The 10,772-nt window shown below is 60.8% G+C and carries 12 protein-coding genes and 1 pseudogene; all 13 read left to right on the top strand.

From position 1 onward, the window contains the following. Positions 1-549, top strand: a 549-nt coding sequence (locus ABHR76_RS08455; protein ID WP_346977347.1) for an L-threonylcarbamoyladenylate synthase, incomplete at its 5' end; no start/stop codon positions are given. A 13-nt stretch (positions 550-562) separates the two neighbouring features. Further along, positions 563-2,104: a glycerol kinase GlpK gene (glpK, locus tag ABHR76_RS08450; RefSeq protein ID WP_052044221.1), complete on the top strand. Its 1,542-nt coding sequence runs from the start codon at positions 563-565 to the stop codon at positions 2,102-2,104. 123 nt (positions 2,105-2,227) lie between these two features. Beyond that, positions 2,228-2,875, top strand: coding sequence for a uracil phosphoribosyltransferase (gene upp, locus ABHR76_RS08445; protein ID WP_022094265.1), 648 nt, complete (start codon positions 2,228-2,230; stop codon positions 2,873-2,875). A gap of 281 nt (positions 2,876-3,156) precedes the next feature. Then, complete coding sequence (locus ABHR76_RS08440; RefSeq protein ID WP_138375267.1) at positions 3,157-3,468, top strand: hypothetical protein; 312 nt, start codon at positions 3,157-3,159, stop codon at positions 3,466-3,468. A 3-nt stretch (positions 3,469-3,471) separates the two neighbouring features. Continuing rightward, positions 3,472-4,275 carry a F0F1 ATP synthase subunit A gene (gene atpB, locus ABHR76_RS08435; RefSeq protein WP_022094263.1) on the top strand — a complete coding sequence of 268 codons (804 nt, stop codon included), beginning with the start codon at positions 3,472-3,474 and terminating at the stop codon, positions 4,273-4,275. Between the two features lie 125 nt (positions 4,276-4,400). Then, a complete protein-coding gene (locus ABHR76_RS08430; RefSeq protein ID WP_022094262.1) occupies positions 4,401-4,595 on the top strand; it encodes an ATP synthase subunit c family protein in 195 nt (64 codons plus the stop codon). A gap of 15 nt (positions 4,596-4,610) precedes the next feature. Continuing rightward, a complete protein-coding gene (gene atpF / locus ABHR76_RS08425; RefSeq protein ID WP_006235712.1) occupies positions 4,611-5,213 on the top strand; it encodes a F0F1 ATP synthase subunit B in 603 nt (200 codons plus the stop codon). Then, on the top strand, positions 5,203-5,679 hold the full coding sequence (locus ABHR76_RS08420; RefSeq protein WP_035138792.1) for a F0F1 ATP synthase subunit delta: 477 nt from the start codon (positions 5,203-5,205) through the stop codon (positions 5,677-5,679). Before atpF ends, ABHR76_RS08420 begins: the two co-directional genes overlap by 11 nt. Further along, on the top strand, positions 5,679-7,277 hold the full coding sequence (gene atpA / locus ABHR76_RS08415) for a F0F1 ATP synthase subunit alpha (protein WP_138375266.1): 1,599 nt from the start codon (positions 5,679-5,681) through the stop codon (positions 7,275-7,277). The genes ABHR76_RS08420 and atpA overlap by 1 nt, the downstream gene beginning before the upstream one ends. 5 nt (positions 7,278-7,282) lie before the next feature. After that, complete coding sequence (gene atpG, locus ABHR76_RS08410) at positions 7,283-8,191, top strand: ATP synthase F1 subunit gamma (RefSeq protein ID WP_138375265.1); 909 nt, start codon at positions 7,283-7,285, stop codon at positions 8,189-8,191. Beyond that, complete coding sequence (gene atpD / locus ABHR76_RS08405; RefSeq protein WP_006235717.1) at positions 8,191-9,645, top strand: F0F1 ATP synthase subunit beta; 1,455 nt, start codon at positions 8,191-8,193, stop codon at positions 9,643-9,645. Before atpG ends, atpD begins: the two co-directional genes overlap by 1 nt. A gap of 3 nt (positions 9,646-9,648) precedes the next feature. Further along, positions 9,649-10,041: an ATP synthase F1 subunit epsilon gene (atpC, locus tag ABHR76_RS08400; RefSeq protein ID WP_006235718.1), complete on the top strand. Its 393-nt coding sequence runs from the start codon at positions 9,649-9,651 to the stop codon at positions 10,039-10,041. 88 nt (positions 10,042-10,129) lie between these two features. Beyond that, positions 10,130-10,772 (top strand): annotated as a pseudogene (locus ABHR76_RS08395) (UDP-N-acetylglucosamine 1-carboxyvinyltransferase); the annotation flags it as partial.

The raw sequence follows: 10,772 nt of genomic DNA, 5'->3' as shown, positions 1-10,772 counted from the left end.
GATCCGCAGGCTGCCGTCAATGGCGCCGCAGTTCCTGCGCTCGGCACCGGCTATCGCCGTATCTTCACTCTCAAGCAACGTGAGCTCACGCAAACCGTCGCTTGGCTGGTCGATGGCGTCGAAGCACTCGACCGCTATGGCGTGGATATCCCGGAAGATGCCCGCGTACTCGCGCGACGATGCTGGCCGGGAGCCCTGACTATCGTGGTCAAGGCAGCCCCCTGCGTGCCGACCTTTATGCGCGCTGCCGACGACACCGTGGCCCTGCGCGCTTCGGCCTCTCCCGTGGTCCAAGCGCTCATCCGCGCCTGCGGCAGTCCCCTTGCCTGCACGAGCGCCAACACGCACGGCGCGCCTTCGCCGGCAAGCTTTGCCGCCGTCGAGGGCCGCATCCTGGAGGGGGTCGATGTTGCCGTCGACGCCGGTGAGACCCCGTGTCGCTACGCCTCGACCATCGTGTCGTTCCAGCACGGCGGGCTCCAGATCCTGCGCCAAGGCGCACTTCCCGCATCAGAGATCGAGCGGGTCCTGTCCGACCCGATGCAATAGAAGGGTGTAAGCGATGTCGTTGAATCTGGGCAGCCTGGGCATGGAAGATGCCTCGTTTAACTTTGGCGGTTCCTACATCATGGCGCTCGACTGCGGCACTACCTCGGTACTCGCGGCCATTGTCGACGAATACGGCTGCATCGTTGCCCAGGCGCGTCGTAGCGTCAAAACCAGCTTCCCGCGCCCCGGCTGGGTGGAGCAGGATCCCACGGAGGTGCTTGCCAGCCAGATCGGCGTGATGATGGAGGTTCAGTTTAAGAGCGGCATCCATTCCGATCGCATCGCCGCCATCGGCATCTCCAACCAGCGCGAGACCACGGTGGTCTGGGACCGCGTGAGCGGCCAGCCCATCTATAACGCCATCGTATGGCAGTGCCGTCGTACCGCGCCGGCGATCGACGCGTTGGTTGAACAGGGTTGCGAGGAGCTGGTGCGCTCCCGCACGGGACTTACGCTTGACCCGTATTTCTCGGCCTCCAAGGTGCAGTGGATTCTCGACAACGTCGACGGCGCACGCGAGAGCGCGGCGGCGGGCGACCTCATGTTTGGCACCATCGACACCTGGCTCATCTACAACCTCACCGGCGGCCAGGTCTTTGCCACCGACTACACCAATGCCAGCCGCACGGCACTCTTTAATATCCATACGCTCGATTGGGACGACGACCTGCTGGCGCTCTTTGACGTTCCACGTTCCATGATGCCCGAGGTTCGCTGGAGCTCGGGCGACTACGGCCGCGTCGCGAGCGACATCATGACCAACATGCCGCCCATCATGGGCGTGGCGGGCGACCAGCAGGCATCGCTGTTCGGCCACTGCTGCTTCTATCCCGGCCAGACCAAAAACACCTATGGCACGGGCTGCTTTATGCTCATGAACACCGGTGACGAGATCGTCGAATCCAAGAATGGCCTGGTCTCCACCATCGGTATCGCTGCGGACGGCAAAGTCAGCTATGCGCTCGAGGGCTCTATTTTTGCCGCCGGTTCAACGATGAACTGGCTTCGCAACAACATGGGCATCATCTCGAGTGTGAGCGAGTCGGCACAACTCGCCGCTTCGATTAGCGACAACGAGGGCTGCTACTTCGTTCCCGCCTTTGCAGGTTTGGGTGCTCCCTGGTGGGACCCGCATGCCCGCGGTATCGTGTGCGGTCTGACCGGCGCCTCGAGCCGTGCGACCATCGTACGTGCCGCCTGCGAATCCATGGCATATCAGAGCTACGACGTGCTGCGCGCCATGGAGCAGGACGTGGGGCTTTCGATTGAGCGCCTGTCTGTCGATGGCGGTGCCTCGCGCAACGAGTTCATCATGCAATTCCAGGCCGACCTGCTGGATATCCCCGTGCTGCAATGCGAGACGGTGGAGACCACGGCAATCGGTGCCGCGTACTTGGCGGGTCTTGCCGTCGGCTATTGGGAAGACCTTGAAGAGCTGGAGCAAAATGCCCAGATCGTTAGGACCTTCCTTCCCCATATGTCCGCCGAGCGTCGCGAGCAAAACCTTGCGGGCTGGCGTGATGCAGTCAAGCGCTCGCTCAGTACCGCACAGTAGGGCTGCGATGGGCTGCTCGATACAACAAACCGCTAAACTTATGCATGGCGTGCGGCGGCAACATTGCTGCGCGCCTTGTCAGCAAGGCCGTTTTGCGGCTGCAACGAAAGGGGCAATCAACCCATGACCGTCACCTACGATGCGTCCCGTGTGACGCTTGTCGATCATCCGCTCGTCCAGCACAAGCTGTCGATCCTGCGCGACAAAAACACCGGCACCAACCAGTTCCGTCAGCTCGTGCGCGAACTCGCGCTTTTTGACGGCTACGAGGCCATGCGCGACCTGCCTATGGAAGACGTCGAGGTCGAGACCCCCATCACTACTGCCACGTTCAAACAGCTTGCCGGCAAGAAGCTCGCCATCGTGCCCATCCTGCGTGCGGGCCTTGGCATGGTCGACGGTATCCTCGACCTGGTGCCCTCCGCTCGCGTGGGCCACATCGGCATGGAGCGCGACGAGGTTACCCATGAACCTCACGAGTATTACTGCAAGATGCCCAAGGATATCGACCAGCGTATCTGTCTGGTCGTCGACCCTATGCTCGCCACGGGCGGCTCGGCCGAGATGGCCATCAGCTATCTGCGCGAGCGCGGCGTCAAGGACATTCGCATGCTGTGCATCGTCGCGGCCCCCGAGGGCCTCAAGTCACTGACCGAGAAGGATCCCGACGTGCATATCTATACCTGCGCTATCGACGACCATCTCAACGAGGCCGCCTACATCGTTCCCGGCCTCGGCGACGCCGGCGACCGCATCTTCGGCACGCTCTAGTCGCTGGGCTAAGACGGCCGCGGCTGCAAATACGAAGAAACGGTGCGCGCGGTCGAACAAAAGGCGACCGCGCGCACTCCTGTTAACGGACGTTTAGCCCAGAGGGGTTCGAGAAAAACGTATTACCTACCTGCGGCATAAAGAAGGTCTTAAGAAAACGAACAGGTGCGTATTAACCGATGCTTTTTCGGTTGTACTTTAGCGATTGGCTCGTACAATAGTCACCAATGTTTGGCGGGAACTGTTCTGGGAAGCGTTAAAAAAAGAAAGTGAGGACGCCAGTGTTTCAGATAGCCGATCTGCTCGCTATCGTTGCAGGCGCCATCGCGGGCGCGGTCGCCTTTCTTCCCTTTGTTTTTACGCTCAAGCCGGTTCTTGACGATAAACAGAATGCGGACATGCTCAAGGGTATGGTGAGCCTGGCGGTCTCGGCAATCGCCCTGCTCGTCTTTACCTTGGTTGTGTTTGCGTTGTTCGGAGAGGCGTTTCGCATGTTCCTCCTGGGCGAGGCGATCGGCTTCGTGGCCTTTATGGCCGCCTGCGCGGTTCGCGTCGCCAAGGTGCTGCGAGATCCTCATGAGGTCGAAAGGTAAGTCGTGGAAATTTTTGAAAAGCTGCCTGATGAGATTAATCATCTGGTCAGCGAGTTCAGCTCCACCCCTGTCGTGGGCGATCTGAGCTGCGGCATCACGCAGTACTCGTTTTGGCTGATCGTCTCCACGATCGTGCTCCTGATCGTCCTGGCCGTGTTCAAGAAGAAGCAGACCCTGGTTCCCAAGGGCTTCTTCGTCAACGGTTTCGAGTACATCATCGAGTACGTCGAGAACGATATCGGCAAGGGCGTCGTGGGTGAGAACTGGAAGAAGCACTTCCCGTTCCTGTGCTCGCTTTTCCTGTTCATCCTGATCAATAACATGATTGGCCTGATTCCGGGAATGAAGCCCGGCACCGGCGCAATCGGCTCCACCGCCGCGCTCGCCATCTTCGCCTTCGTGTACTTCATCTACTACGGATGCAAGGCTCACGGCGTGATCGGCTACATCAAGAGCCTCGCCCCGCAGGGCGTGAGCTTCCCGATGAACGTGCTTGTGTGGGTCGTCGAGCTTTTCTCGACCTTCCTGCGCCTCATCACGCTTGCCGTCCGTCTGTTCTGCAACATGTTCGCAGGACACGTGGTCATGGGCTCGTTCGCCATCATGGCGAGCATGTTCATGCAGCCGCTGCTTCAGCAGGTTTCCGCGGCTCACGCCGTCGGCGCCCTGCCTTCGCTGGCCTGGCTTGCCATCCTCATCCTGATCTATGCGATCGAGCTTGTAGTCGGCGCCATCCAGGCTTATGTCTTCACGGTCCTTACCGCCGTGTATGTCTCCGAGGCAGAGGAGGTTGCGGAGGAGGAGTAGTCTTCCGTTCGCGCCTTAAAGGTAAGGCAATTCGTTAAACCGCTGGTGCCCGTACCCATGGAGCCCGGCAGTTATAAATAAGGTTATCCTGCGTGAAATAAGACACGCACGACAAAGGAGGAATCGTGGGAGTTATCGGTTACGGTCTCGGTGTTATCGGCGCTGGTCTTGCTATCGGCCTGTCTGCTCTGGGTGCTACGGGTGCTATGGCCCGTCAGCCTGAGGTCCAGGGCCGCGTGTTCACCGTCTTCATCATGGGCTCCGCCTTCGGCGAGGCTCTGGCTCTGATCGGCTTCGTTGTCGCGCTGATCGTTAAATAGCACGGAGCGTCAAGTATGAATCTTTCATCCCAGAAGAGCGCGATCGCACTCTCCGCGTCCGCGGCCGCGCTGCTCATGCCGGTTTCCGCGTTCGCCGAGGACGGCGCTGCCGGTGCGGACATCCTCATCCCTAAGATGGCGGAGTTCATCCCGGCACTTATCGCCTTCCTGATCATCTGGATCGTGCTGGCCAAGGTCGCCCTGCCGGGCATCATGAAAACCATGGAGGAGCGCGGCAAGAAGATCGAGGAGAGCCTCGACGAGGCCGAGAAGACCAAGCAGGAGGCTATCGCCAAGCGCGCTGAGTCCGACTCGATCGTCACCGACGCCCGTCGTCAGGCTGCCGACATCGTTCTCGAGGCCCGTAAGGACGCCGAGTCCGAGCGCGCCCGTATCATCGAGGCTGCTCACAAGGAGGCCGAGGAGATCATCGCCAAGGCCCATACGACCGTCGAGGACGAGCGCAAGTCCATCTACGCCGGTGCCGCGAGCTCCATCGCCGACCTGTCCGTTGCCGTCGCCACCAAGATCGTGGGCGAGGCACTCGAGGACGATGCCGAGCAGAAGAAGCTCATCGAGCGCTACATCCAGGAAGCAGGTAGCCTGAATGCCGACTAGCCGCTATCAGGACAAGGTGCTCGAGACCTACGCGCGTTCCCTTTTGGAAGCCGCCAAGGCCGAGAACCATGTGTTCGAGGACCTCGAGATGGTCGAGCGCTTGGCTTCTGCCAGCCCCGAGATCATCGCCGTGCTCGACACCATGTCCAAGCGCGACCAGCTCGACCTTCTTCCCAAGGTGGCAGCTGCCTTTAAGTATGTTGCCGAGGAAGACGAGGATGTAGTGGGCGTGACCGTCACCACGGCGATCCCGCTCGACGACGAGCTGCGTCAAACCATCACTAAGAAATGCGAGCAGGACTTCGGCCGCAAGGTATTCCTTATCGAGCAGGTCGACCCGTCTATCGTGGGCGGCCTGGTGCTCGAGGCCCGCGGCGAGCGTCGTGACATCTCCGTCAAGACGCAGCTGCGCATCGCGCAGGAGACCCTCGCAAACTCTGCTAATTCGTACGGAGGTGAAGCCTAATGTCCGAAACCCTCAATGCCCAGGATATCGCCAAGAAACTGCAGGAGCAGCTCACGAGCCTCTCCGCGACGGTCGATACGCATGAGGTTTCAACGGTCGACGAGGTAGGCGACGGCATCGCGCGCGTCTCCGGCCTCAAGAGTGCCATGGCAGGCGAGCTTCTGGAGTTCAAGAGCTCCGATACCGGTGAGACCGTATTCGGCCTCGCCCAGAACCTTGACCGTGACGAGGTCGGCGCCGTTCTGTTTGGTGCCGTCGACTCCATCAAGGAAGGCGACGAGTGCCGCACCACTGGCCGCATTATGGATATTCCCGTGAGCCGTGCAATGCTCGGCCGCGTCGTCAATCCGCTCGGCCAGCCCATCGACGGTTTGGGTGACATTGTCGCCACGCACCGTCGTCCCATCGAGTTCAAGGCCCCCGGCGTCATCGACCGTACCCCGGTGTGCGAGCCGGTTCAGACCGGTCTGCTCGCTATCGACTCCATGGTGCCTATTGGCCGCGGTCAGCGTGAGCTCATCATCGGCGACCGTAAGACCGGTAAGACCGCCATCGCCATCGACGCTATCCTCAACCAGCGCGGCAAGGGCATGGTCTGCATCTATGTCGCCATCGGCCAGAAGGCCTCCACGGTTGCCAACATCCGTGAGACCCTCGCTCAGCACGGTGCGCTCGACTACACCATCATCGTTTCGGCCACTGCTGCCGATTCCGCCCCTATGCAGTACATCGCGCCTATGGCCGGTGCCGCTATTGGCGAGTTCTTCATGTACAACGGCGAGGACGGCAAGCCCGCCAGCGAGACCAACCCCGGCGGCCACGTGCTCGTCATCTACGACGACCTGTCCAAGCAGGCTGTGGCCTACCGTCAGATGTCGCTGACGCTGCATCGTCCGCCCGGACGCGAGGCTTATCCTGGCGACATCTTCTACCTGCACTCTCGTCTGCTCGAGCGTGCCGTCAAGATGTCCAAGAAGAACGGTTACGGCTCCATGACGGCCCTGCCGATTATCGAGACCCAGGATGGCGACGTTTCGGCCTACATTCCGACAAACGTCATTTCCATTACCGATGGTCAGATTTACCTGCAGTCCGAGCTCTTCTTCCAGGGCCAGCGCCCGGCAGTCGACGTGGGTATCTCCGTGTCCCGCGTCGGTGGTGACGCTCAGACCAAGGCCATGAAGCAGGTTGCCGGCAACCTTCGCCTGGACCTCGCTTCATATCAGGAGCTCGCCGGCTTTACGCAGTTCGGCTCCGACCTTGACGAGGCTACGCAGAAGCAGCTTACCCACGGCGCTCGCATGACCGAGCTCCTTAAGCAGCCGCGCTACAAGCCGTTTGAGGTTTCCGAGCAGATCGTTACGCTGTTTGCCGGCAACGAGGGCTTCCTCGACGATCTCGAGATCGCCGACGTGCTTCCCTTCCGTGCCGAGCTCATCGAGTACATGGACAACGGTTTTGGCTCGTTGCTCGACAAGGTTCGCGCCAAGAAGATCGACGATGACACCAAGGCTGAGCTCCTGCGCGTCATCGGCGACTTTAAGCAGCAGTTCATGGCAAAGCACCATGCCGATACGACTGGATCAGAGGAGAACTAAGCCCTATGGCCAACCTTCGCGACATTAAGAAGCGAATCTCCTCGGTTACCACGACCAAGCAGATCACGCGCACGATGGAAATGGTCTCTACGGCCAAGATTCGTCGTGCCCTCGATCGCTCCAAGCAGGCCGAGCCCTATAAGGAGGCGCTGACCGACGTCATGTTGACGGTTGCCGGCGACGCCTCCTGCTCGGGTACCGACCCCATGCTGCAGAGGCATGAGACGGTAAAGCGCGGCCTGATTGTCGTCATTGCTTCGGACCGCGGCCTTGCCGGCGGTTTCAATACGACGGTGGAGCGCACGGCCGAAAAGCTCGCCGCTTCTTGGGCGAACAATAGCATCGAGTGCGAGATCATTGCGTGCGGACGCAAGCCGGCCACGTATTTCCGCGACCGCGCGAACGTCATCATGCACTTTGAGGGCAATTCCTCCGAGCCCGATTTCAATCAGGCTCGCATGATTTCCTCTCATATCTGCGATGCGTATCGTGCCGGTGAGCTTGACCGTGTCGAGCTTGTCTACCACCACGCCAAGAACCGCGTGGATCAGGAGCTTCGCGTCGAGCACTTGCTGCCGCTCGATCCCGAGATGATCGCTATGGCCCACGGTCCGCGTAAGAACGAGACCGACGCCCCTAAGCGCATCTCGTCCACGTTCGAGTTCGTGCCCTCTCCCGAGCATGTTCTCGGCAAGCTTGTACCGTCGTATATCCTGACGGTCATCTACCAGGCCCTGATCGATTCGGCGGCTGCCGAGCAGGGTGCACGCCGCAAGGCCATGCACTCCGCGACGGAAAACGCCACCGCGATCATCTCGACCCTTACCCGCACGTATAGTCGCGTGCGTCAGGCTTCGATCACGACCGAGATTAACGAGATCGTCGGCGGAGCCTCAGCATTGGAGGAACAGTAATGGCTAATAACACCGTAAAGCTTGCGGTCGAGGAAGCCACCAAGAAGACGACTGCCGGTGATGGTCGCATCGTTCGTATCATCGGCCCTGTCGTCGACGTCAAGTTTGACGGCGCGGTGCCCCCGATCTACAACGCGCTCACGGTCGAGGCCGAGACCCCGATCGGTCATCTGAGCACGATCCTCGAGGTCGAGAGCCAGCTTCCGGGCGGCGTCGTCCGCACGGTCGCCATGTCCTCGACCGACGGCCTGCAGCGCGGCCTCATCGCCACCGATACCGGTGAGCCCATGAAGATGCCGGTCGGCCCCAAGACGCTCGGCCGCATTTGGAATGTCATGGGCAAGCCCGTCGACGGCAAGCCCATGCCCGAGGTGGAGGAGTTCTACCCCATCCACCATGCAGCGCCCCGTTTCGACGAGCTCACCACCAAGACCGAGATCTTCGAGACCGGCATCAAGGCCGTCGACCTGCTCGAGCCCTACATCCGTGGCGGCAAGACAGGCCTGTTCGGCGGCGCCGGCGTCGGAAAGACCGTTCTGATTCAGGAGCTCATCAACAACCTCGCCCAGGAGCACGGCGGCACCTCGGTGTTCACCGGCGTCGGCGAGCGTACCCGCGAGGGCACCGACCTGTTCCTCGAGATGAGCGAGTCTGGCGTTATCGACAAGACCTGCTTGGTCTATGGTCAGATGAACGAGCCGCCCGGAGCGCGTCTGCGCATCGGTCTGGCCGGCCTTACCACCGCTGAGTATTTCCGTGATCGTGGCCAGGACGTCCTGCTGTTCATTGACAACATCTTCCGCTTCTCCCAGGCAGGTTCCGAGGTTTCCGCACTGCTGGGCCGTATGCCGTCCGCCGTTGGTTACCAGCCCACGCTGGCAACCGAGATGGGCGACCTCCAGGAGCGCATTACCTCGACCAAGACGGGCTCCATTACCTCCGTCCAGGCTGTCTACGTCCCCGCAGACGACCTGACCGACCCGGCGCCTGCCACGACGTTTACGCACCTCGATGCCACCACGGTTCTTTCGCGTAGTATTTCGTCGCTCGGCCTGTTCCCGGCTATCGACCCGCTCGCGTCTTCCTCCGACGCTCTCGATCCCTCGATCGTCGGCGAGGAGCACTACCGTGTCGCCGTCAAGGTCCAGGAGCTCCTGCAGGAGTACTCCGACCTTCAGGACATCATCGCCATCCTGGGTATGGACGAGCTGTCCGAGGAGCAGCGCCTTACGGTCAACCGTGCCCGTAAGATCCAGCAGTTCCTCTCGCAGTCCTTCCACGTCGCCGAGAAGTTCACCGGCAACCCCGGTGTCTACGTCCGCGTCGAGGATACCGTCCGCTCCTTCGCCGAGATTGTCGACGGCAAGGCCGATGACCTGCCCGAGCAGGCTTTCCGCTATGCTTCCACGATTGAGGACGTGCGCGAGCGCGCCCGCAAGATGGGGGAGAAGTAGGTTATGCGTATCCGCATCGTGTGCCCCGTGAGCTGCGCCTATGAGGGCGACGCTGCGTTTGTGTCGATTCCGTCCACGGATGGCGAGTTTGGCGTTCTGCCTGCTCACTCCAGCGAGATCTGCACGATCGACCGCGGTTACGTTCGCGTTTCCGATAAGGCCATGGGCACTGTCGACCACACGTTTGCCGTGGCCGGCGGCTATGCCCAGGTTGCGGACGATGTCGTGACCGTTCTCGCCGAGCGCGCTTGCGATTTGGCGACCGTCGATGCCGACAAGCTTAAAGCTGATATTCAAGGTTTTGAAGAGAAGCTGGGTAATTTGTCGGAGGATGATGCACGCCGCGCCTACCTCTATAATGAAATCGCATGGTGTAAGCTCAAGCTTGCCCAATAGTCAAACGATTTAGCGTTCGACCATTTGCGAACACATCATGCCCGGGATGGCCCAGCCATCCCGGGCATGCTTTTTGAAAGGGTAGACCTTGGATATTATCCGCGTTGAGGGTGGCCACGCCATCGGAGGCTCTGTGCCCGTTTCGGGCGCCAAGAACTCCGCGCTCAAACTCATGGCGGCAACGCTTCTGGCGCCGGGCAAGACGACGCTGCAGAACGTGCCCGATATTTCCGATGTCCACGTGATGGGCAAGGTGCTCAAGGGTATGGGCGCCACAATCGATGTCCTTGACGAGCACACGCTCGAGATTGATACCTCTCAGGTCGATTCTTGGGAGGCCCCCTACGAGCTCGTTGCCAAGATGCGTGCTTCCACCGCCGTGATGGGACCCCTGCTGGGTCGCTTCCATCGCGCCAAGATCGCCATGCCGGGCGGCTGCAACCTGGGTGCTCGCAAGATCGATATGCACATTCTTGGTCTTGAGGCCCTGGGCGTTGAGTTCGATACCGCCCACGGCTACATCAACGCTAATGCGCCCCAAGGTCTGCGCGGTACCACCGTCACGCTCGAGTTCGCCAGCGTCGGTGCGACCGAGAACCTCATCATGGCATCCGTGCGCGCGCAGGGCACCACGGTTATCGACAATGCCGCCCGCGAGCCCGAGATCGTCGATCTCGCCAACATGCTCAACGAGATGGGCGCCAAGATTGTCGGCGCGGGTACGCCCGTCG

Origin of the sequence: Collinsella aerofaciens (genome assembly GCF_039752985.1) — a bacterium.
In the GTDB taxonomy this organism is placed as follows: domain Bacteria; phylum Actinomycetota; class Coriobacteriia; order Coriobacteriales; family Coriobacteriaceae; genus Collinsella; species Collinsella aerofaciens_BT.
Note: the sequence above shows the minus strand (reverse complement) of the source record. Positions and strands in the feature narration are given on the sequence as shown.

What these genes read in the sequence shown, in the direction of transcription:
- glpK (WP_052044221.1), top strand. Translation starts at nt 563, where the DNA reads ATGTCGTTGAATCTGGGCAGCCTGGGCATGGAAGATGCCTCGTTTAAC.
- upp (WP_022094265.1), top strand. Translation starts at nt 2,228, where the DNA reads ATGACCGTCACCTACGATGCGTCCCGTGTGACGCTTGTCGATCATCCG.
- atpF (WP_006235712.1), top strand. Translation starts at nt 4,611, where the DNA reads ATGAATCTTTCATCCCAGAAGAGCGCGATCGCACTCTCCGCGTCCGCG.
- ABHR76_RS08420 (WP_035138792.1), top strand. Translation starts at nt 5,203, where the DNA reads ATGCCGACTAGCCGCTATCAGGACAAGGTGCTCGAGACCTACGCGCGT.
- atpA (WP_138375266.1), top strand. Translation starts at nt 5,679, where the DNA reads ATGTCCGAAACCCTCAATGCCCAGGATATCGCCAAGAAACTGCAGGAG.
- atpG (WP_138375265.1), top strand. Translation starts at nt 7,283, where the DNA reads ATGGCCAACCTTCGCGACATTAAGAAGCGAATCTCCTCGGTTACCACG.
- atpD (WP_006235717.1), top strand. Translation starts at nt 8,191, where the DNA reads ATGGCTAATAACACCGTAAAGCTTGCGGTCGAGGAAGCCACCAAGAAG.
- atpC (WP_006235718.1), top strand. Translation starts at nt 9,649, where the DNA reads ATGCGTATCCGCATCGTGTGCCCCGTGAGCTGCGCCTATGAGGGCGAC.